Origin of the sequence: Niallia sp. NCCP-28 (assembly GCF_023168165.1) — a bacterium.
Taxonomy (GTDB): domain Bacteria; phylum Bacillota; class Bacilli; order Bacillales; family Cytobacillaceae; genus Niallia.
Window position 1 is genome coordinate 898611 of sequence record NZ_BQYJ01000001.1, and the last position, 23406, is coordinate 922016.

At 35.9% G+C, this 23406-nt stretch carries 21 protein-coding genes and 2 other annotated features; of the genes, 3 read left to right on the plus strand and 18 right to left on the minus strand.

The window, feature by feature from the left end:
* Positions 1–7: 7 nt before the first annotated feature.
* The 9 genes from NCCP28_RS04500 to NCCP28_RS04540 all read right to left on the minus strand — a co-directional run bounded on the left by NCCP28_RS04500 (position 8) and on the right by NCCP28_RS04540 (position 12829).
* Positions 8–1699, minus strand: a complete 1692-nt coding sequence (locus NCCP28_RS04500) for a long-chain-fatty-acid--CoA ligase (protein ID WP_248560173.1) — start codon at positions 1697–1699, stop codon at positions 8–10.
* Between the two features lie 381 nt (positions 1700–2080).
* Positions 2081–2488: a DUF350 domain-containing protein gene (locus NCCP28_RS04505; RefSeq protein ID WP_248560174.1), complete on the minus strand. Its 408-nt coding sequence runs from the start codon at positions 2486–2488 to the stop codon at positions 2081–2083.
* 164 nt (positions 2489–2652) lie between these two features.
* Positions 2653–5004 (minus strand): endonuclease MutS2, encoded by a 2352-nt coding sequence (locus tag NCCP28_RS04510; RefSeq protein WP_248560175.1) that lies wholly within the window; start codon positions 5002–5004, stop codon positions 2653–2655.
* A gap of 49 nt (positions 5005–5053) precedes the next feature.
* The gene (gene polX / locus NCCP28_RS04515; RefSeq protein WP_248560176.1) at positions 5054–6775 is read right to left on the minus strand and encodes a DNA polymerase/3'-5' exonuclease PolX; all 1722 of its coding nucleotides are present in this window, start codon (positions 6773–6775) and stop codon (positions 5054–5056) included.
* Positions 6776–7075: 300 nt separating this feature from the next.
* Positions 7076–7621 (minus strand): CvpA family protein, encoded by a 546-nt coding sequence (locus NCCP28_RS04520; RefSeq protein WP_248560177.1) that lies wholly within the window; start codon positions 7619–7621, stop codon positions 7076–7078.
* 7 nt (positions 7622–7628) lie between these two features.
* The gene (gene zapA / locus NCCP28_RS04525) at positions 7629–7889 is read right to left on the minus strand and encodes a cell division protein ZapA (protein ID WP_248560178.1); all 261 of its coding nucleotides are present in this window, start codon (positions 7887–7889) and stop codon (positions 7629–7631) included.
* A gap of 304 nt (positions 7890–8193) precedes the next feature.
* On the minus strand, positions 8194–10614 hold the full coding sequence (gene pheT, locus NCCP28_RS04530) for a phenylalanine--tRNA ligase subunit beta (protein ID WP_248560179.1): 2421 nt from the start codon (positions 10612–10614) through the stop codon (positions 8194–8196).
* A 19-nt stretch (positions 10615–10633) separates the two neighbouring features.
* Positions 10634–11674, minus strand: coding sequence for a phenylalanine--tRNA ligase subunit alpha (pheS, locus tag NCCP28_RS04535; RefSeq protein WP_248560298.1), 1041 nt, complete (start codon positions 11672–11674; stop codon positions 10634–10636).
* A gap of 78 nt (positions 11675–11752) precedes the next feature.
* Positions 11753–12001, minus strand: a binding site (T-box leader).
* Positions 12002–12079: 78 nt separating this feature from the next.
* Positions 12080–12829 carry a TrmH family RNA methyltransferase gene (locus NCCP28_RS04540; RefSeq protein ID WP_248560180.1) on the minus strand — a complete coding sequence of 250 codons (750 nt, stop codon included), beginning with the start codon at positions 12827–12829 and terminating at the stop codon, positions 12080–12082.
* 156 nt (positions 12830–12985) lie between these two features.
* Between NCCP28_RS04540 and sspI the strand changes: the two genes are divergently transcribed.
* The gene (gene sspI / locus NCCP28_RS04545; protein WP_248560181.1) at positions 12986–13192 is read left to right on the plus strand and encodes a small acid-soluble spore protein SspI; all 207 of its coding nucleotides are present in this window, start codon (positions 12986–12988) and stop codon (positions 13190–13192) included.
* Between the two features lie 241 nt (positions 13193–13433).
* Positions 13434–14558 carry an AI-2E family transporter gene (locus tag NCCP28_RS04550; RefSeq protein ID WP_248560182.1) on the plus strand — a complete coding sequence of 375 codons (1125 nt, stop codon included), beginning with the start codon at positions 13434–13436 and terminating at the stop codon, positions 14556–14558.
* A gap of 52 nt (positions 14559–14610) precedes the next feature.
* Here the strand turns inward: NCCP28_RS04550 and NCCP28_RS04555 are convergent, their stop codons facing one another.
* Positions 14611–15696: a M42 family metallopeptidase gene (locus NCCP28_RS04555; protein ID WP_248560183.1), complete on the minus strand. Its 1086-nt coding sequence runs from the start codon at positions 15694–15696 to the stop codon at positions 14611–14613.
* A 182-nt stretch (positions 15697–15878) separates the two neighbouring features.
* Here NCCP28_RS04555 and NCCP28_RS04560 point away from each other — a divergent pair, with 182 nt between their 5' ends.
* Positions 15879–16229 carry a sigma-w pathway protein ysdB gene (locus NCCP28_RS04560; RefSeq protein WP_248560184.1) on the plus strand — a complete coding sequence of 117 codons (351 nt, stop codon included), beginning with the start codon at positions 15879–15881 and terminating at the stop codon, positions 16227–16229.
* A gap of 171 nt (positions 16230–16400) precedes the next feature.
* Here the strand turns inward: NCCP28_RS04560 and NCCP28_RS04565 are convergent, their stop codons facing one another.
* The 8 genes from NCCP28_RS04565 to dnaI all read right to left on the minus strand — a co-directional run bounded on the left by NCCP28_RS04565 (position 16401) and on the right by dnaI (position 23395).
* Positions 16401–16982, minus strand: coding sequence for a TVP38/TMEM64 family protein (locus NCCP28_RS04565; protein WP_248560185.1), 582 nt, complete (start codon positions 16980–16982; stop codon positions 16401–16403).
* 66 nt (positions 16983–17048) lie between these two features.
* A complete protein-coding gene (locus NCCP28_RS04570; protein ID WP_248560186.1) occupies positions 17049–17321 on the minus strand; it encodes a DUF1294 domain-containing protein in 273 nt (90 codons plus the stop codon).
* Between the two features lie 101 nt (positions 17322–17422).
* Positions 17423–17779, minus strand: a complete 357-nt coding sequence (rplT, locus tag NCCP28_RS04575; protein WP_248560187.1) for a 50S ribosomal protein L20 — start codon at positions 17777–17779, stop codon at positions 17423–17425.
* Between the two features lie 32 nt (positions 17780–17811).
* Positions 17812–18012, minus strand: coding sequence for a 50S ribosomal protein L35 (gene rpmI, locus NCCP28_RS04580; RefSeq protein ID WP_101175729.1), 201 nt, complete (start codon positions 18010–18012; stop codon positions 17812–17814).
* Positions 18013–18028: 16 nt separating this feature from the next.
* Complete coding sequence (gene infC / locus NCCP28_RS04585; RefSeq protein WP_248560299.1) at positions 18029–18532, minus strand: translation initiation factor IF-3; 504 nt, start codon at positions 18530–18532, stop codon at positions 18029–18031.
* A 226-nt stretch (positions 18533–18758) separates the two neighbouring features.
* Positions 18759–18901, minus strand: a sequence feature (ribosomal protein L20 leader region).
* Between the two features lie 196 nt (positions 18902–19097).
* The gene (gene thrS / locus NCCP28_RS04590; protein ID WP_248560188.1) at positions 19098–21029 is read right to left on the minus strand and encodes a threonine--tRNA ligase; all 1932 of its coding nucleotides are present in this window, start codon (positions 21027–21029) and stop codon (positions 19098–19100) included.
* 397 nt (positions 21030–21426) lie between these two features.
* On the minus strand, positions 21427–22296 hold the full coding sequence (locus tag NCCP28_RS04595) for a putative sporulation protein YtxC (RefSeq protein ID WP_248560189.1): 870 nt from the start codon (positions 22294–22296) through the stop codon (positions 21427–21429).
* 169 nt (positions 22297–22465) lie between these two features.
* Positions 22466–23395 (minus strand): primosomal protein DnaI, encoded by a 930-nt coding sequence (gene dnaI / locus NCCP28_RS04600; protein WP_248560190.1) that lies wholly within the window; start codon positions 23393–23395, stop codon positions 22466–22468.
* Positions 23396–23406 lie beyond the last annotated feature (11 nt).

Here is a 23406-nt window from a genome sequence, read left to right on the forward strand (position 1 = left end):
TCTTCATTTACTTTTCATCCTCTTTATCTATATTTTTTTCTTCTTTCAATTCTCGTCTCAGCACTTTTCCTATAGCTGTTTTCGGCAATTCTGTACGAAACTCGTACACTCTTGGCACTTTAAAAGAGGCAATTTTTTGCCGCATAAATTGGTTTAATTCATCCTCTGTAACGGTTGATCCTTTTTTCAAGACAATAACCGCCTTAACTGTTTCCCCACGATAGTCATCCTTGATGCCCACAACAGCCGCTTCTTCTATTTCCGGATGTTCATATAATACTTCTTCCACTTCACGAGGATAAATATTAAATCCGCCAGCAATAATCGTATCCTTTTTACGATCCACAATATAAAAGTAGCCTTTTTCATCCATATAGCATAAATCTCCTGTCAGGAGCCAGCCATCTTTTAATACATGTGCTGTTTCCTTTGGATTATTCCAATATCCCTTCATCACTTGCGGTCCTTTTATGCCTAATTCCCCAATCTCACCTGGAGGCAATTTTCCGCCGGTCTTTTCTGAAAAAACTGCTGCATCCGTACCGGGCCATGGCACCCCAATACTTCCCTTTACAATTTCATGATCCCATAAAAAATTCACATGGGTAACTGGTGACGTTTCCGTTAACCCATATCCTTCTACTAATTTCCCCCCTGTTTTTGCTTGGAATCTTTCAATGATTTCAACTGGAAGTGGAGCAGAACCACTGATTGCTCCTTTGATAGAAGAAAGATTATATTTAGATATATCTGGATGGTTTAACAAACCAATATAAATAGTCGGTGCACCTGGAAATACAGTTGGCTTTTGTTTATGAATGGTTTTTAAGGTTGTCTCTGCATCAAATTTTGGCAATAAAATCATTTTATAAATTTCCATTACGGAAAGAACCATTACTGTCATCATGCCGTATACATGAAACAACGGCATCAAACCAAGCATTTTTTCTTCTCCTTTTTTCATTTGATAAAGCCACTGGCGGCACATAGAAGTATTGGCGATTAGATTTTGATGTGTAAGCATTACACCTTTTGGAAATCCTGTTGTTCCACCTGTATACTGTATAATCGCAATATCCTCTTCAAAATCAACAGGATATTCTATTATGTCGCCAGCTTGTTTTTTTAAAATATTGCGTAAAAGATAGGTGGATTGGTTTTCTGTAATTTTGGGCAGTTTGCCTTGTTGCTTTTTTTGCACGATAGGATAAAGAAGGTTTTTGGGGAATGGGAGAAAATCTTTTATACTAGTAAAAATAACCTTTTCTAATTTTGTGCCTACTTTTGCTGATTGAACATTTGTATATAATAGATCTAACGCAATAATCATTTTCGCACCGGAATCTTGCAATATAAAATGCAGTTCTCTTGCTTTGTACAGAGGATTTGTCGGCACTACAATTCCACCTGCCAATAATATTGCATAAAAACTAATTACTGTTTGGGGGCTGTTTGGCAGCATAACTGCAACTCTATCGCCTTTTTTTAATCCTTGCTGCTGCAAAAAAGCAGCAAGTTTTTGTGCTTTCTTATATAATTCTTTAAATGTCAGCTCTTGGCCCATAAAGTGTATCGCTTTATGTTTTGGGTATTCTTTAGCAGCATTTTTTAATAATTGCTGGAGCGTCTCCGCCCGGTAATAAACATTTTTGGCAATAGATTTTGGATAAACCTTTAACCATATTTTTTCCTCATGCACGCCTTTTTCCTCCTTATAATAGTCAGCTTGTCTGTTGTACTAGCATATTATTATATGGAGATCGGCTCATATCAGCGCTTTAAAATAAGCCCAAATTCTTTCTCACTAAAAAAAGGGCTCTACTGAAGGGAAGACAAACTAAAATTCCAGACCACTTTATCCCGCATTCACGTACTTTGGACCCCACCTCAAAAGACTAAGGAAATAAGGAAACAAACAGGCTGGGTGGATGGAAACTTGCCAGCAAACGCTTGACTAGTTCGACTATGCTCCGTGAAAGGCAAGGCCCTTCTCTATCTGTCCTCTAGACTGAAATTTCACTTTATAAAAAAGAAGCCTTCCCCTGCAGTTCAAACAGATGAAAGACTCTTTTTTTAGCTATTATGATATTCCTGAACCTATAACATAAGATAAACCGATTGAGATAATCATGGAGATTAGTCCAACAGCTCGATTGTCATTTTTTATTTCTTCATCTACTTTAAATTTTGGCGTTAAAAATTCAAAAATAAAATAACCGACCAATAATAAAAAGAAGCCATACATGCCCCATATAATCATGGTTAAAAGTGAATCGTTTTGCATAATAGAATGTCTAAATATATTTGCAATCCCATATATTTTCCCGCCTGTTGCCATTGCAACCGCAACATTCCCTCTTTTTATTTCTTCCCAGTTATTGTATTTTGTCACCAATTCAAAAATAGCCAAAAAAACAACAATACTTAAAATAACAACACTGTAATCACCGGCAGTTTTTATATATTCATTATTCCAAAACTGATCCATTTTAAATCTCCTTATCTTTTGTTCAAAACCTTTTTTCATTGTTTTATGACTAATATGGTTTATTTGTTGATTCATTTTTGCAGCATATGCTCACAAAAATGAATCACCCTTTTCTTAACGCTCGCCTACCCAAAAATAACCCGCTGCATCAAAAACAAATCTATTTATTTGAATTCTACGACTGTAACACCGCTTCCGCCTTCTCCCGCTTCACCAAAACGAATGCTTTTCACTGCACGATGATTTTTTAAATACTCTTGAACACCTGTCCGTAATGCACCAGTTCCTTTGCCATGGATAATGGATACACGGGGATAGCCTGCAAGCAAACTGTCATCCACATATTTTTCCACTCGAGAGATCGCATTTTCAAATCGCTCCCCGCGCAAATCAAGCTCTAGGCTTACGTGATAATCTTTTCCTTTAATCGTAGCAAGGGGTTTTGTTTCCACCACTTTTGCTGCTTTTACAAATTCCAAATTTTCCTCTTTTACTTTCATTTTCATAATTCCGATTTGCACTTGCCATTCTTTATCGGAAATTTTCTCTAACAGCTGGCCTTTTTGCCCGAATGTAAGAACTTTTACTTCATCTCCTGGCTGGAAAACATGATTCGTTTTTGCTGTTGTTTCTTTCCTTTTTACAGGCATATCCGGCGTGGCATCATTCAGTCGTTTACGTGCATCAATTAATTCATGCTCTTTGATTTCGGCACGCTTTTCTAACTGCATTTTCCGTAAATCTGCAATAACAGTTTCTGCTTCTTTTTTTGCATTTTCTAGAATTTCAGCCGCTTCTTTTTTCGCCTTTTCCTCAAGTGATTCTTTCTTTTCATAATACTCCATCACTTGCTTTTGCAGATCGCGATGAAGCATATCCGCTTGCTTCAATAAATCTTGCGCTTCTTTGTATTCTTCTTCTGCACTTTTTCTGCTGCTTTCTAGTGAGGCAATCATATTTTCAATTTTATTGCTTTCATCACTTACATGGGATCTTGCCGTTTCAATAACGTACTCACTTAATCCTAATCGTTTGCTGATTTCAAAGGCATTGCTTCTGCCAGGAACGCCAATTAATAATTTATAAGTGGGACTTAATGTTTCAATATCAAACTCTACACTCGCATTCATAACGCCTTCTCGGTTGTAGCCGTATGCTTTTAATTCTGGGTAATGGGTAGTCGCAATAACGCGTGCTCCCCGCCTGTTTACCTCATCTAATATAGAAATAGCGAGTGCCGCCCCTTCTTGCGGGTCTGTACCTGCTCCAAGTTCATCAAATAAAACTAGACTATTATTGTCAACTTCTTCTAAAATTTTTACGATGTTCACCATATGAGAAGAAAAAGTGCTCAACGATTGTTCAATGGATTGTTCGTCGCCAATATCTGCGAAAACAGCATGAAATACACTCATTTCAGAACCATCAAGCGCTGGTATTTGCAATCCTGATTGTGCCATTAATGTACATAAACCGACTGTTTTTAATGTAACTGTTTTCCCGCCAGTGTTTGGCCCTGTAATAACAATAGTTGAATACGTGTCTCCCAGCGCAACATCATTTGCCACTACTTGTTCTGCTTCAATTAATGGATGTCTCGCTTTAAAAAGAACAATTTTCCCCGTATTATTAATAGCCGGCTTTGTTCCTTTTATGCGGTGTCCATATTTTGCTTTTGTAAACATAAAATCAATCTCTGCAAGTACTGCAACAATTTCTAATAATTCTTCAGCATATCCAGAAACAAGGGCTGTTAATTGTGTTAATATCCGATCAATTTCCTGCTGTTCTTTTACCCGTATTGCCTGAAGTTCATTATTTAAAGTAACAACAGCTTGCGGTTCAATAAACAACGTTTGGCCAGATGCACTTTGATCATGGATGATCCCCCCATAATTTCCTCTATACTCTTGTTTAACTGGAATGACAAAACGATCATTTCGAATCGTAATAATTGTATCAGAAAGCATTTTTGCCGCATTGGATGACCGAATCATGCTTTCTAGTTTTTCTCTTATTCTTGTTTCATTTCGACGCAGCTGATGGCGAAGAGTACGGAGTGTTTCACTTGCACTATCCAACACAAAGCCTTGTTCGTCTATCGCCATTTTAATTTCTTCTTCAACTTCTGCAAGTACCGTCATTCTTTCTGTTAATTCGGCTAAAATTGGCGCTTCTTCATCTTCTTGAAATTCATCAATAAATCGTTTCATCTGTCTGCTTGCATGCACCGTGCTTGCAATTTGATTTAATTCAAAAGGACTTAGCATGCCGCCAATCGTAGATCTTTTGACATGAGGCCGAATATCATGGATGCCGCCGAGGGGAATGTTTCCTCTCATTCGGAAAACTTTTGCCGCTTCATCTGTTTCTTCCTGCCATCTGACTACTTCTTCATAATTAGTGGAAGGAACCAGTTCTTCTGCTTTCCATTTACCTAAAGAAGAAGAAGCATATTCTACTAATTGACTTTTGATTTTATCAAATTCTAATGTCTTTAAAACTCTTTCTTGCATGGAGCTTTCTCCTTTGCTACTTTTCTCTTTTGCCTATTATATCTTATTTTCACTTTCTTTTTTTTTGCAATAATGCCAAGAAGTCATCTCTTTCCAGCGCATTTGCTACGGTTTGCTTTTTTATCCATCCTTTTTTCGCAGTACCTACACCAATTGCCATATGCTCTAGCCCCTTCGTATGGTGTGCATCTGTATTGATGATAATAGTTACTCCTTGTTCTTCAGCCATCTTAATATACTCAGCATTTAAGTCTAGGCGATGGGGGTTGCTGTTTAATTCCAACATCGTATTTGTTTCTTTTGCTGCCCCAATTAGACGCTCTATATCTACTTCATACCCTTTTCGAGCTCCAATCTTTCGACCCGTTGGATGTGCAATAATATGAACATATTTATTATTCATCGCTTGTTCTAATCTTTCCATAATTTTTTCTTTTGGCTGAGAAAAAGCAGAATGAATGGAGGCAATTACCAAGTCCAATTCACTTAGCAAATTATCCTCATAATCCAATGAGCCATCTGGCAGAATATCCATTTCCACTCCTGCCAATATGGTAATATCATCATACTTTTCATTTAGTCGTCTAATTTCTTGAATTTGTTGTTTTAGACGCTCTGGTGATAATCCATTTGCTACTTTTAAATAGTGGGAATGGTCGGTAATGGCCATATATTGATAACCCCGTGCTCTATTTGCTTCCACCATTTCTTCTAAAGAAAAGGCCCCGTCACTCCATGTGGAATGCATATGCAGATCTCCTTTAATATCTTCAATGGCAATTATATCAGAGTTCTCTTTATATAATTCCACTTCTTTTCCATCTTCTCGCATTTCAGGAGGGATGTAGGGAAGATCAAAATAATGATAGAATTCTTCTTCTGTGGCAAATGTTTTTATTTCTCCAGTCTCTACATTCTCCACTCCGTACTCACTAATTTTTTCTCCCCGCTCTTTTGCAAGTTGGCGCATTTTAACATTATGTTCTTTAGATCCTGTAAAATGGTGAAGAGTCGTCGCAAATTCTGCTTCTGTCACTAAACGAAAATCAACGGAAACATCGTATTCCAACTCTAATATAATGCTTACTTTTGTATTTCCTGCTCCTATTATTTCTTTAATGGCTGCAAGATTTATTAACTTCTCTTTAACAGCTTGGATATTTTCTGTTGCAATAATAAAATCTAAGTCTTTAATTGTTTCCCGAATTCTTCTTAAACTGCCTGCACGAGAAAACTGACTGATTTCTTCTATTTGCAGAAGCTGTTCTTCAATCTTATTGGCTACAGAAAGCATATAGGCAATCGGCAATCTTTCGGGTCTTGTGCCGACATTCTTTAATGCTTCTAATATTTTTTCTTCGGTTTTTTTCCCAAATCCGCTAAGCTCCTGTACTTTTTTTTGCAGACAAGCAGATTCTAACTCTTCAGCATTCGTAATTGAAAGCTCTTTATAAAGTTTCGCTATCTTTTTTCCACCAAGACCTGGAAGCTGCAATAAAGGAATAAGCCCTTTTGGCACTTCTTCTTTTAATTCATGTAAAACAGTTGAAATTCCAGTATTTATATATTCCTCTATCACTGCAGCTGTACCTTTTCCTATTCCAGAAAGAGCCGTATAATCTGTTATCTCCTCTAAGCTTCTTTCTTCATTTTCAAGACTTGCCGCCGCTTTGCGAAATGCACTAGTTTTAAAAGGGTTTTCTCCTTTTAACTCCATATATATAGCAATCTGCTCTAGTAATTGAACAATTTCTTTTTTTGTTATTGGCATATTTATCACCCATTTCTATCTATCATCATTTCTTACATTTTGATTGCAAAAGAAATCTAATTTCTTATTATCATACCATGTTCTACTTGTTTTCAATAACAGTCAGACTTTATGCTGTTTTTCCCTAGTTTAATGGCTCCGCTTTTTATCTTAACAAAGCTTCTTAAAAAGGGAAACTTCCATCTTCAAAAGGCTAATGAACTTGTTGAACAAATAAAAACTCTCCTAGCATAAGATTCTTGCCAGGAGAGTTGAAAGAAAAACAAATGGAAAAAATCAATAAAAAGACTATCCCATCTACTATTCACCATTTACATAATCAAACCATAATGCTTTTATTTTCTCTGAGAAATAAGGAGTATTTTCAATGATTCCTGCTGCTAAACTTGAGTTTGTTACATGATTTTGAATTATTTCCATTGGTACAAGTGCAGAAATATATAATAATATAAAAATAAGAAGATACACTTCCACAAAACCTAGAATTGCCCCAGCCCATGTGTTAAGCTGACTTAAAATTGGCAGACTCGCCACAAAATCCAGCATACTTCCAATAATTTGCCAAACAATTTTCACCATAAAAAAAATAAGCACAAAAGCAATAGCCCGATAGAATACTTCTTCTAAATCAGCATTGCTAAATAAAGTTTTGATGGTATTGCTCTCGCCTAAATTTGGATATGGTATCCAAAGGGTTAATTTAGATGAGAATGGTATGTAATACTTATTTGCAACAATAAATGCGATAATAAATCCTGTTAGATGCACTATTTGCAGGATAAACCCTCTTTTTAGCCCCCTTAAAACACCAAATATTAATAATACGATAATAATAAAATTCAACATGACTTATTCAGTCCTTTTCTCGTTTTAGTTCCTCTTCTAGCTGCTCCACTCGATTTAATAATTTAACATGATCATTTACTATATTAACAGCAGTCAGCACTGCTAGTTTATTTAAATCAAGAGAAGGATTCTTTGCATATATTTCCCGCATTTTTTTATCTACTATAGAGGCAACCATCCGTACGTGACTTGACGATTCTTCACCTATAATTGTATATGGGGTATCATAAATCTCCACCTTTGTACGGTTTTTTGGTGTATCTGCCACGTTTTTGCCTCCAATCATAAGAATCCTAATCTATATCATAACATGAACTCTTTAGGAGTGGGAAGTCATATAGCTGCAATTTCGAGCATGTCTTCTATATGTTTCTTTCCAAAAGAACAAGCTTTATTAATTCTCTTTTTTTCCAGCTGTTTTCTCGTCCATTTATTCTTCCCTCCTCTCCTTATATTCACCGTTATACCGCTAAAACTTTTTCAGCAATTAAAATCAATTACAAAAAGGATTGCTCTCTTTTGGAGGCAATCCTTTTTGCGCTATTCACATAAACTTCATGTTCTTTTGCTTTTTACCCTCTAAGAACGGCACCTGCTTTTTCTTTTACTGCTGCAAGAACCTTGTCATGCACTTTTGTAATCATTTCGTCTGTTAATGTTTGTTCTGGATCAAAATATTTTAAAGAATAGGCAATTGATTTTTTGCCTTCTTCCATTCTTTCGCCTTCATATAAGTCAAATACTTGCACTTCTTTTAGAAGATTGCCTCCAGCTTCAACAATGATTGTTTGAATGTCACCTGCTAAAATTCCGCTATCAACCACTAATGCGATATCTCTTGTTACAGATGGGAAACGAGGAATGCTTGTATAACGTAAATCAGCGACTTCTTGTGCCAGCAATTTGCTTAAATTTAATTCAAAGCAATATGTTTCTTTTAAATCAAGTTCATTTTGTATTTGCGGATGCACTTGGCCAACAAATCCAATCACTTCTCCATCTAGAAGAACTTTTGCTGTTCTCCCTGGATGCATCCCCTCTAATTCTCCTCTTTCAAAAGCAATGGCATTAGAAACGCCTAATTTTTCAAATAAACCTTCTAGCACGCCCTTTATAACAAAGAAATCAACAGCCTTCTTTTCTCCTTGCCATAGGTTTGCACTCCAAAGGCCAGTAACGGTGCCTGCTACATGTTCTCTTTCTTCTGGAAGCTCCTGTTCTGCTCCTTCATTTGCTAAGAAAACAACACCTGTTTCATATACAGCAAGATTTTCATTTTGACGGGCGCTGTTATGTTTCACTACTTCTAATAATTGTGGAATAATGCTTTGGCGAAGCAGACTGCGCTCTTCGCTCATCGGCATGCTTAAACGAACTGGCTGGCGTTTGTCTAAAGCAAATTGCTGTACCTTCTTTTCGCTTGTTAATGCATACGTAATTGCTTGGTATAAGCCTGCACCTTCTAAAAATTTGCGTACAGTACGACGTTTTTTCTGATACTCTGTTAATGCACCAGGAATAGCTTCTCCTACCGGCAAAGTGGTTGGAATATTATCATAGCCATAAAGCCGTGCTACTTCTTCCGTTAAGTCTTCTTCAATGGTAATATCATTTCTTCTTGTTGGAACAGTAACAGTAAAAATATTATTTTCCACCGTCGTTTCAAATTGAAGACGCGCAAAAATATCTGTCACATCCTTCACAGCAAGAGATGTTCCGAGCACTTTATTAATTTTTTCTAATGAAATAGAAACCACTTGCGGTTCTGCTGTTAACGCATCAACAGCTGCTTCTCCTTCTAATACTTCGCCGCCTGCATACAAATAAAGCAGTTGTGCTGCTCTTTCAGCTGCCGCACGCACACGATTTGGATCAATTCCTTTTTCATAACGGGCACTTGCTTCACTTCTTAAGTTAAGCACTTTAGAAGACTTTCTGATGACGCCGCTGTTGAAATAAGCTGCTTCTAAAAGCACAGTTGTCGTATCAGCTTGCACTTCTGAGTTAGCTCCGCCCATAACACCTGCAACGGCTACACCAGTTTTGCCATTTGTAATTAGAAGATTGTCTTCTGATAAAATACGTTTTGCTTCATCTAATGTAACTATTTCTTCATTTTCAGCTGCTCTTCTAATATATATTTCTTTGGAATCTAATCGATCATAATCGAATGCATGCAGAGGCTGTCCGTATTCTAATAAAATATAATTTGTAATGTCAACTACATTGTTATGCGGGCGGATGCCTGCTGCCATTAATCTGCCTTGCATCCATAATGGAGACGGTGCAACTGTTACATTTTTGATGATTTTTGCTGTATATAATGGCACATCTTCATTATTTTCTACTTTTACATGCACATAATCAGATGCTTTCTCTTGAGATGCAGGATATTCTACAGCTGGAAAAGTTACTTCTTTTCCTAAAACCGCTGCTACTTCGTATGCTACGCCTAACATATTCAAACAATCTGCACGGTTTGGAGTTAATCCCAATTCAAGCACTGCATCATCGCGCTGTAAATACTCCATCGCATTGTGGCCAACTTCTACATCGCTTGGGAAAACAAAAATTCCTTCCGAGCAGTCTTTTGCCACTAATTTGCTTTCAATGCCTAATTCCTGCAGAGAACAGATCATGCCATTTGATTCTTCGCCGCGAAGTTTTGCTTTTTTTATTTTAAAGTTTCCTGGAAGCACTGCACCAACTTTAGCAACCGCTACTTTTTGGCCTTTATCCACATTCGGGGCGCCGCAGATAATTTGAATTGGATCCCCTTCGCCGACATCCACTAAACATTTATTTAATTTATCTGCATTCGGATGCTGTTCTCTTTCCACTACATATCCAATCACAACATTTTTTATGCCTTCATTTAATACTTCGACACCTTCTACTTCAATTCCGCTTTTTGTAATTTTATCTGCCAACTCTATTGGACTAATATCGCTTAAATCTACATACTCTTTTAACCATTTATAGGATACAAGCATTATTTATTCTCCCTCCACCTTAATATTCCGGTACTGAAAATTGCTTTAAGAAACGAATATCATTTGTATAGAAATGACGAATATCGTCCACTCCGTATTTTAGCATCGCAATGCGCTCTGCCCCTATTCCAAAAGCAAATCCGGAATATTTTTTCGAATCATAACCAGCCATCTCAAGTACATTTGGATGAACCATTCCAGCTCCTAATACTTCAATCCACCCAGTGCCTTTGCATACATTACAGCCGCTACCTTTACAAATCATACAAGAAATGTCCACTTCTACAGAAGGTTCTGTAAACGGAAAGAAGCTTGGGCGCAAACGAATTTCCCGATCTTCACCGAACATTTTTTTCGCAAATACTTCTAATGTTCCTTTTAAATCGCTCATGCTGATATTTTCATCCACAACCAGCCCTTCAATTTGCATAAATTGATGAGAATGTGTTGCATCATCATTGTCGCGGCGATATACTTTGCCAGGACAAATAATACGCACAGGACCTTTTCCTTTATGTTTTTCCATCGTCCGCGCCTGCACAGGAGAAGTATGGGTTCTTAAAAGCAACTCTTCGGTAATGTAAAAAGAATCCTGCATATCGCGAGCTGGATGATTTTTCGGCAGATTTAACGCTTCAAAATTATAATAATCTACTTCTACTTCTGGACCTTCTTCTACTGTATAACCCATTCCAATAAATAAATCTTCTATTTCTTCCACTACTCTAGTTAATGAATGATGATTTCCCACTGAAACAGGGCGTCCTGGCAGCGTAATATCGATTGTTTCTGCTGCAATTTTCCTTTGCACTTCTGCTTCTTCCAACGTTGTTTGTTTCTGTTCAATTTGCGCTGTAATTTCATCACGAATTACATTTACTAACGCACCCATTTTTGGACGTTCTTCTGCAGAAAGTTTGCCCATCCCTTTTAAAACTTCTGTAATAGGACCCTTTTTTCCTAAATAAGCTATGCGAATATCATTTAATTGTTTGACATTTTCAGCATCCGCTATTTTTTGTGCGGCGTCTGACTGAAGTTCTTTTAATTTTGCTTCCACATTCATTTCCTCCTTCACCTTTTGCATGTAATTTAAAAGAAAAGATATTTTTTTTGGCATAAAAAAACCTCCTCCCAAATAAGGGACGAGGTTTTGGATTCGCGGTACCACCCTAATTAACTTTAATAAAAAATCTAAAGTTCGCTTCATTTAGATAACGGCACATTATACCGGCACATCTTTACATTTCAACAGCGCTTGAAATGGTCCCGATGCCAACTCAGGAGGTGAACTTCATTTATTTTTTGATAAAAATGCTTCCAGTCTAAAGGCATTTTCTCCCTATAATCAAAACAATAAACTACTTTTCTCCGTCTTTGTTTTTAATCATGCAATTTGCAATTTATTATAGTATATTTCTGAGATATTTTCAAATCCCTAATAGAAAATTCCTCATCATCTAGATTACTTTAAATGATACATTAGAATTCCTGCTGCAACTGCTACATTTAGGGACTCACTTTTCCCAAATATAGGGATATAAAGATTTACATCTGTTTCAGCTAAAATTTCTTTTCTTACGCCTTTTCCTTCATTTCCAACAATTAAACAAAACCCCTTGTCGGAAGGAGAAACTTCTCGATAATTCTTGCCATTTTCTAAAGATGTGCCATATACGGGAATTTTTTTTCCTTTTATCTCTTTCATAAAGGAAAGAAGATTCACTTTTATTATCGGCAAATGAAAATGGCTGCCTTGTGCAGAACGAACTACTTTTGGATTGTAAATATCTACTGTACCATCGCCAATGATAACAGCATCTACACCGCAAGCATCAGCTGTTCGAATAATTGTTCCTAAATTTCCCGGATCTTGTACTTGGTCCATCACCATAAATGTTTTGCCAGAATCAATTACTTCATTATGGTTTAGCTGTTTGCAGAGTGCAACAATCCCCTGTGGTGTTTCTGTATCTGTCAATTGTTCAATAATTTCTTTTGTCACTGTAGTCACAGGAATATCTCCGTAATCCCATGCTGGCAACTCTGTTTCTTCTGAAATAATAAGGTCAATAATAGCTTCTGCCTTAAAAGCCTCTTCTACCAAATGAAATCCTTCCACAAGAAATGTGCCTGTTTTTTCTCTTTCTTTTTTGGTTAATCGTTTTTTCCACTCTTTTACTTGGGAATTTTTTGCGGAATGTATATATTTCACTTTTTTCTCCTCAACTTTCTTCTTTTGCTGCGGGTAATTTTTACACTAATAATCATTATAGCGTAAGACAAATACATAATAAATGACAATGGAGAAATGCTATAATAGGATGCTTTTTATAAACATCTTAAAAAAGGTGAAAGGAAGTATGAATAAATGAATTTAAATTTACGTAATGCGATTATTCATAATGTTTCTGGAAATTCACAAGATGAATTAAAAGATACAATCGTAGATGCCATCCAAAATGGAGAAGAAAAAATGCTTCCAGGATTAGGTGTTCTTTTTGAAATTATTTGGCAAAATTCATCGGAAGCAGATAAAACGGAAATGCTGCAAACCCTTGAAAGTGGATTAAAGTAATTCACTAAATAAAGATTTCTATCTAATAAAAAACATGCCTCTTAAATCCATAAGGAGAAAAATACTTTTTTCTTTCCTTATGGATTTTTTTCTCCATTAATAAAATTTAATGAAACTATCTTCTCTGTTGATTCGTATTATATTCACCAATCGAGATTTTTATTTTTCTATTTTTTGGGTATAAAAGAAATAGTTGAATATGCTATACTACTTTTACAATAAACGAAAAAGGTGAAAAAATTTGACTAAAAAGAAGTTTCATTATTGGCTTTTGCAAATTCTTTTGATCGTTGCCATCATTTATATTTGCACAAAAATATCGTTCCTTTTCCAACCGATAGGAGTGCTTTTTACTACTCTTTTTGCTCCTATTATTATTACAGGATTTCTATACTTTTTGCTTAATCCCATTGTTACCTTCCTGCAAAAGTCTAAAATCCCTAAAACTTTGGCCATCTTAATTATTTATGTTGTTATTATCGGCCTAATTATTTTGGGAATTGGCAATGTGATTCCAATTATCTCCAAGCAGATTACAGAATTATTCTCGAACCTGCCTGGCTATACTGATCAAGCAATTAAATATTTCCAGCACCTTAATGATACAAAACAATACCAATGGCTGCTTAATCAGGAATATATTACCATTGAAGACATTACGAAAAAATTCAATGATTTTGCTCAAACCATTCCAAGCAACTTAACAAATAGCATTACGGTAATTATTAGCACAATGACCAATATTACAATCACCATTGTTACCGTTCCATTTTTGCTGTTTTACTGTTTTAAAGATGGGAATAAATTCCCTGTCGCTTTATCCAAATTTTTCCCTTCTTCTTATCGAAATGAAGGATTAAAAATCTTAAAGGAAACAGGCGATACTTTGGCTGCCTATATTCAAGGACAAGTAATAGTCGCAACATTTGTTGGCACTCTTGCCTTTATTGGCTATTGGATTATTGATTTAGATTACGCACTAGTCATGGCAATGATTGTTGCAGTAACGAACATCATCCCATATGTAGGGCCTTTAATCGGCGGGGCACCTGCTGTCATCATCGCTTTATTTACATCTCCGACACAGGCATTGCTTGTTATTCTAGTCATTACAGTTGCACAGCAAATTGAAGGAAATGTCTTGTCTCCCCTTATTTTAGGAAAACGATTGGACACACATCCCGCCACAATCATCATCTTATTATTGGTTGCTGGAAACTTAGCTGGCATACTTGGCATGATTTTGGCTGTTCCAACCTATGCTGTTGCCAAAACGATTGTTTTAAATATTGTACGTTTTCTTAAAGCAAGAAAAGCTGCCATTGCAGTATCAGAATCACCAGGTAACAAGGATTTTAGTTCCTAAAAAAGCGAGGCTCCCATGTATGGAGCCTCGCTTTTCATTATATTATTATATTTTAAGCGAATGTTAAATGATTAACTGTTTCGCGGTCTAATCTTTTAATCACTTCTATTATTAATTTTACTGCATTTTCATAATCATCGCGATGAAGCATTGCTGCATGTGAATGAATATAGCGGGTTGCAATAGTAATGGACAATGCTGGAACGCCATCATGTGTTAAATGGATGGAACCTGAATCTGTTCCTCCTCCTGGCACACTGTCAAATTGATAAGGAATATTTAATTCATCCGCTGTATCTGTCACTAAGTCTCTTAATCCTTTGTGAGATACCATGGATGCATCATAAAGGATAATTTGAGGGCCTTTCCCCATTTTGCTTAACGCTTCTTTTTCTGTAATCCCCGGTGTATCGCCAGCGATGCCGACATCCACTCCAAATGCAATATCTGGATTGATTTTTTGAGCTGCTGTTTTTGCACCGCGCAGGCCAACTTCTTCTTGAACTGTGCCAACTCCGTACACAATATTTTCATGTGTTTCATTTTTCAGTCCTTTTAATACATCAATGGCAATTGCACAGCCAATCCGATTATCCCAAGCTTTTGCCAGCAGCATCTTTTCATTATTCATTACAGTAAATTCAAAATATGGAACAACCATATCTCCTGGCTTTACTCCCCATTCTTTTGCCTCTTCTTTTGAGGACGCACCAATGTCAATGAACATATCTTTAATATCCACTGGCTTTTTGCGAGCTTCCGGAGATAAAATATGCGGTGGCTTCGAGCCGATTACCCCAGTTATATCCCCCTTTTTTGTGACAATTGTCACACGCTGGGCAAGCATCACTTGTGACCACCATCCGCCTACTGTTTGAAAGTATAAAAATCCTTTGTCATCAATGCGTGTAATCATAAAGCCAACTTCATCTAAATGGCCTGCCACCATAATTTTTGGTCCTTGTTCATTGCCGACCTTTTTTGCAATTAGACTTCCCAAGTTATCTGTTGTTATTTCATCCGCATATGGAGCTATGTATTTTTTCATGACTTCCCTTGGTTCACGTTCATTTCCAGGAATTCCTTTTGCATCTGTCAATTCTTTTAGCATTTCTAATGTTTCATCCATTTTCTTCATTACTTCGACTCCCTTATATTAAGATATAAAAACAAATACTATTATACTAAGAAATTTATATTGTTCCTAGTATGCACTCCCCTTATACTGTTTTAAATTTTTTTATAAAAATGAAACTTTTTTCTAGCTGCAACGTATTCATAAAGCTAAATGTATTATTTTTATATATTGGGGGCTTTTTTATGATGTGGCTTTTGCGTTTATTATTACTCGCTTTCGTTCTTTTTATCCTATACCGCATTGTTGCATTTTTATTGAAACCAGAACGGCGGCTAGCTTTTGCACGCTTTCGAAAAAAGTTTTATTTAATGGATAATGCTAAAAACATTCTAATGAACTTTCTTTTAACGTATAAAGGCTTCTTGATAGAAGGGGAAAAATATGCTGATAAATCTGATACAGTCCATTCTATTTCATTATGGCCGACAGATCCTTTTAATACTAAACTTTTAGAGGAAGATATTCATTTTATCGAACAATCATTGTTAAAGGTATATCCTAATGCCAAAATAGAGTGGAAATATCCTAAATAACTGGCTCTGTTAAACTTGCCTGTTAATTTTCACTCTAGAGAGTTTGTTTTCTACAGGTTGTCCAGGGGTCTTGCAAACCCGCTCCAAACAACGAAATGCCAAATTAAAACTTGAACTCTAACTAACATAGACATAGCCAAATAATAAAAAGCTAAAACGAAATTTTTTGTTTTAGCTTTTTTGTTGTGCCTCTTTAAAAAATTCTTTCCATTTTATAATGGTTATTTTTTCTCGCAAAACATACACCAGAATACATAACGCAAATAAAATGACTATCATCATCGTTGGAGAGAACTGGCTGATAAACTGTCCAAAAATAGTATAAAAGAATGCCAATGGAATATTGGTAATAGTTGCGTATTTTAGATAATCTTTAAGCCCTTGTCTTTTTTCCAATAGACAAAAGTTCAGCAAATGATAGTGGATAAATGGAATGAGACGCAGCACAGTAACCTGGCCGACTGTTAAATTGCGATATTCTCCAAACCAGCGTTTTTTTAGCAAAGAAAGTTTGCGATGTGTTTTTGGCATTTTTTTGATAACAAAATAAAAAAACAAACAATTAATGGTTAAGCCGATAATTGAATAAATCGTTCCAAGCGTCACACCAAAAAGAATGCCCCCAGCAATACATACAATCATGGGAGGAATAAAAATCACTTGTCTTAGTGTATGAAAAAGAATAAAGGCAATCGGAGCAAAAATTCCTCCTAATTCAATCATAACAAACAACATTGATAATTGTTCATCCACTTTATATCACCTTCGCTTCTGTAAAAATCATGCTGTTATTAACAGTATATAAAAAAAAATGAATTTTTATGCCTTTGTACACACAATATATAGAACAATCCCTATTTCAATTATAGACAAAACAGGCAGTCCTAGTTTAAAGTTAGCATGTTTTGTTTTATGGCGAAATCGGTTCATTCCAATGGCTAACCCACTGGCGCCAAATAAAAAGGCAATTGTCCACAATGTTTTTTCACTGATGCGGTATTGCTGTTTTATTGCTTTGGTTTTATCTATTTTCATTGCGAAAAATCCCATTATATTAATAAAAATGCAATAAATTAAAAGCATATAGATCATTTAACCCTCTCCTTGGCATTGACAGACTTTTTATAGCATTTTTCTCAATCGCAAAAACCATAATAAAAAAGAAGGCATTGTTATGCCTTCTTTTTGGATAATTATTTTAAGTTTTGTTTAGCAACTGTTGCTAATTCAGCAAATGCTTTTTCATCGCTTACAGCAAGCTCAGCAAGCATTTTGCGGTTTACTTCAATACCAGCAACTTTTAATCCGTGCATTAAACGGCTATAAGATAAACCGTTAATACGTGCAGCTGCATTGATACGAGTAATCCATAATTTGCGGAAGTCGCGTTTTTTCTGACGACGATCGCGGTATGCATACATTAATGATTTCATTACTTGTTGGTTAGCAACTTTGTATAATGTATGTTTGGAACCGAAATAACCTTTAGCTAATTTAAGAACTTTTTTACGACGTTTGCGTGTAACTGTACCGCCTTTAACACGTGGCATATTGTTTCCCTCCTATTTTCCGTAAGCTTTTATTACTTGATATTGTCTAATAAGTGACGAATGCGTTTGTAATCTCCTGAAGATACTAAAGATCCTTTGCGAAGTTTACGTTTTTGTTTTGTAGATTTGTTTGCGAATAAGTGGCTTGTATAAGCGTGAGAACGTTTTAATTTACCAGACCCAGTTTTCTTGAAACGCTTAGCAGCTCCGCGGTGAGTTTTCATTTTTGGCATTTGGTATTCCTCCTCTTTACTTGTCGTTTTTAGGCGCTAAAGTCATGAACATGCTTCGACCGTCCATTTTTGGATGTGATTCCACTGTGGCAACTTCTGTACAAGATTCTGCAAATCGAACAAGCACGCGTTGGCCAATTTCTTTATGTGTAATAGCACGTCCCTTAAAACGGATGGATGCTTTTACTTTATCGCCTTTTTCTAAGAATTTTATCGCATTACGAAGCTTTGTATTAAAGTCGTGCTCATCTATAGTAGGACTAAGGCGAACTTCTTTAATATTAATAATTTTTTGGTTTTTACGTGCTTCTTTTTCTTTCTTTTGCTGTTCAAATTTATATTTGCCATAATCCATTATGCGGGCTACTGGCGGTTTTGCAGTTGGTGCAACAAGAACAACATCAAGATTTACACGTGTTGCGATTTCAAGAGCTTCAAATTTTGTTTTGATACCAAGCTGTTCTCCATTTTGGTCAATCAATCGAACCTCTCTAGCACGAATACCTTCATTTAAAATCATATCTTTGCTAATAGTTAATACACCTCCAAGGTTAATTAACGAATACAACGTTCGGGTCAAGAATTCCTGTAACAACGAGAAATTTCAAGCATCTACTTTCCCGTTCCATCACAAATTGACACTTGACCTCCAAGTTGAATCGTCAGGAAAATAATTTACAGTTCCCATTTAGAAGCAATCATCCTATAATATCTGCACTATTGTTTAGATCATTAGGATGAAGCTAAACAATAAAAAAGTGTGGATGGAAAACCACCCACACTTACGATAACAAACATAAAAAGCTAAAATGTTCACGTAATTACCTGTTAACTACTTATTGGAATCTTGTGTCAATCAGGTGAGAAGCGGGTGCTTCTTCTTTTCCTCAAACTTGTATTCAATTTACCTTAGTAACTATATCACGTAGATATCTATTAGTCAACGAAAGAAATACCACAACGAGAAAAATTTTATCAAAATTATTTATACAATGCAATACTTTTCATGATTTTTTTCCGTCGACCAACTATTTTCGCCAAATTCATCCTCTTTTATTCGGCTATTTTCAGCATTTTAAAAAGGTTTATCGATTAACCTCTTTTTTCAAATTGGCTAAAAATGCTTCGAAAGGAACAGTTTCTGACTTTTGTTCTCCATATTTACGGACATTTACAGCTTGTTCTTCTACTTCTTTATCTCCTACGACTAGCATATAGGGAATTTTTTTCATTTGTGCTTCACGAATTTTATAGCCGATCTTTTCATCACGCTCATCTAATTCTACACGGAAGCCTTGTTTTTGCAGCTCTTCTTTCACCTGTTGTGCATAATCAAAATGAACAGATGGAGAAACAGGAATCACCTGCACTTGAACTGGTGATAGCCATGTCGGGAACGCACCTTTATATTCTTCGATTAAAAATGCTATAAACCTTTCCATTGTTGACACAACTCCGCGGTGAATAACAACTGGTCGATGCTGTTTGCCGTCTTCTCCAACGTATGTCAAATCAAAACGTTCTGGAAGCAAGAAATCTAGCTGTACAGTAGAAAGGGTCTCTTCCTTGCCTAATGCTGTTTTCACTTGAACATCTAGTTTAGGGCCATAAAAGGCTGCTTCTCCTTCTGCCTCAAAATAATCTAGACCTAGGTCATCCATCGCATCTTTCAGCATGCTTTGCGCTTTATTCCACATTTCATCATCATCAAAATATTTTTCTGTATCTTCTGGATCACGGTAAGATAAACGGAAGCTGTAGTCAGTAATGTCAAAATCTTTATAAACATCTAATACAAGGTTAACCACGCGTTTAAATTCGTCTTTAATTTGATCTGGACGAACAAAAATATGGGCATCATTTAATGTCATCCCACGAACACGCTGCAGTCCTGATAATGCTCCTGACATTTCATAGCGATGCATTGTTCCAAGTTCAGCAATACGAATTGGCAACTCTCTATAGCTGTGTATGCTGTTTTTATATACCACCATATGATGAGGACAATTCATTGGACGAAGCACTAGCTGCTCATTATCCATTTCCATTGGCGGGAACATATCTTCTTGATAGTGATCCCAGTGGCCAGAAGTTTTATATAAATCAACGCTTCCCATAATTGGTGTATACACATGGTTATAACCTAGTCTTTCTTCCTTATCAACAATATATCGTTCTACTATGCGGCGGATAGTTGCACCTTTTGGCAGCCATAATGGCAGACCTTGTCCTACTTTTTGAGATGTCATAAAAAGATCAAGTTCTTTCCCGATTTTTCGGTGGTCTCTCTCTTTTGCTTCTTCTAAAAGACGCAGATGTTCATCTAATTCTGCCTTTTTAAAGAATGCTGTTCCGTAAATGCGCTGCAGCATCTTATTATCACTATTGCCTCGCCAATAAGCACCAGCAATGCTTAATAATTTAAATTCTTTTAACTTTCCAGTAGATGGGACATGAACACCGCGGCAAAGATCAATAAATTCTCCTTGTTGATATAATGTTACTGTTTCATTTGCTGGAATCGCATCAATTAGCTCTAGTTTGTACTCATCTTCCATTTCTTTAAACAGCTCAACCGCCTCATTGCGGCTAACTTCTTTGCGGATAATCTCTATATTTTCATTTATGATTTTAGCCATTTCTTTTTCTATTTTTGGCAGGTCTTCCGGCGTTAATGATTCTTCGATATCAATATCATAATAGAACCCGCCCTCAATAACTGGACCTACACCAAGCTTTACATTTTTATATAATCTTTTAATTGCTTGGGCCATTAAATGTGCTGAACTATGGCGTAAAATTTCAAGCGCATCTTCCCGTTCCGGTGTGATTATCTCAAAAGATGCATCTTGCTCTATTGGTCTTTTCAAATCATAAAGTGCACCGTTTATTTTGCCTGCAATTGCTTTTTTTCTTAAGCCAGGACTTATTGAACCAGCAATATCTTCTGTTGTTGTGCCAACAGGAAACTCCTTTACAGCTCCATCAGGAAAAGAAATTTTGATTAATTCTGACATACTATTTCCTCCTATATTCCTTACTATTTGTTCACATGCAGTGATTTTTGCACACAAAAAAACCCATCCCTATAGAAAGGGACGAGTTATCTTTATCTATAACACGTGGTTCCACCCTAATTCCCGATTATAAAAAGAGAAACTAATTATAACGGCTTAGTTAAACAGATAACGGCTGTCTGCCGCCAACCAATAATAAGGCATTTAGCCTGTTCATGATTGAAGTTTAAAGGTGGTAAGTAATCTTATCGTATTAGGAAGCTCCCAGCCATACTTCCCTCTCTTTGAATCGTATAAGAAAACTATTGTCCTCATCATAACATGTAACAAAATAGAGTTGATTTATGTACGTATTATATTCTTTAAAGAAAAGAAAATCAAGGGCAAGTCATGATTTCTATTCAAATGGTCGTGCTGGAATGCTGACTCCTTGAAAAAAATCTTGTTTTTCCCTTACATAAACCCGTTCTTCAAAAATATTAGTAATGGTACGCACAAATGCCTGCTCCCTATCTTCTGTGTATAAATAAATTTTATTTGGGGCCAATGCCAAAAGTGGACCAATTGTAAAAGGATCTATATAAATAGACTGGTTCTCCACTATTTTTTTATCCCCTAGCGGCACCAGTTCTTGTCCCGTTATTTCCCTATATTCAGCATCGAAAATTTGAATGTCCAAATCAACAAAAACATGAATAATTTGTTTTTTGGGTTTGCGATTTATTAAAAATTCCCGTAATGTTTGAATAAACACTTGATATTCCTGCTCCATTTTATATTCATCGATGGAGATTTCCACATATTTTTTAATCATTTCTTTAAAGGAACGGAGACGAAATTGAACAAAAGAATCAAACGAAAAGGATTTTTTTTCTGCAAATATATCAGCAATGGCGCTTTTTAAACACTCTTCCAAATTCACATCATGCATTAAATTAGCGAGATCTTCCTTTTCTCCTTCTAATATAGAATGCATGATATCGACAATATGACGCTGCTCTGCTTCATCTTTAAAAAAATATTGATTGCATACTATTTCTTTTGCCCACTGATCGCATTTATTGGATAAAATAAATTGAAAAAATATTTGTTGCAGCGCATTAGTATAATTTTTCTGATACCCTTTTTTATCCCAATCTATTTTTAGAATATATTCATATCCATTCTGCAGATGCTCTATTTTCCATCCTTGTAGCCAGCAATGCTTAAATAATAATTGATGCATTTTTTTTGCTTCTTCTACTTTTTGAAAACTAATTTGAATCAAATATATCCCCCCTTTTATAAAGAATTCCTTGATAGCATGTATATGGGGAAATAACAAAAAATAGAAGTGAATTTGCATAAAAAAAAGAATAGTGCAGACCACTATCCCATTTTTCAAACTTATTGACTATTCATCCTCGTCTCTAGTGAAACACAATATATGACTTGTACTATAACCTTTTATTTTGTCCTTTTACATGAATAGGCGCTGCTAAGTAGCGAATTCTTTCCATTACCCTCATTGCTTTCATCTTTTCTTCTTCGCCTCTTTGTGTATAAGTTAAGTGGTGTTCTAGTCCACTAAAATCAAAATTTGAGGAAAAGAATGTCGGCAAATTCTCAAGCATTCTAAATTGAAGAATAGGACCTAGCACTTCATCTCTTATCCAGCTAGACATTGTTTCTGCCCCAATATCATCCAGCATAAGAATGGGCTCCTTTTTTATGCTTTCTAGCTTCTCATTTAATGTGCTGTCCGCAATGGAGCCTTTCATTTCTCTAAATAATTCTGGAACGTACACAATCATCGAGGAAATTTGTTTTTGAGATAACTCATTTGCAATAGCTCCTAATATATAGGATTTTCCAACGCCGAATTCCCCATAAAAGTATAAGCCTTTTTGCTTTTTCCCTGGCTCATATTGCTTTACAAAATTGATTGCTGCTCTGACAGCATCTGCCCGATCTTGTCCAATATCCATATAATTAAAAGATGCTTCAAGAATATCTTTAGGCACATATAAACTTTGAATTAATTTTTCTTTTTTCTTTTTAGCCTCTTCCATTACTTTTCGAGGGCAGCGATCATATTGGATATCGATTCTGCCGCGGATAATAACTAATTTCGGATGATAGCCATGCATCACATTAATGCATGACTCTAAATTAGGACATTTATTGCATTCTTTGCTTTGATTGGCATATTCATATAATTTAATCATGCCGACTTCAATCATTTCAGAAGTAAGCTCATCCTCCTGCTCTCGCAAAAAAGTTCTTACATCCGCATTTTCGAGGACTTCCCTTTTCATTCTTTGGTATCTTTCTTGAAAACCGGAACTCCCCCCAAGTTTCTTTAGCGTATCATTAATCCTTTCCATAATTGTCACCA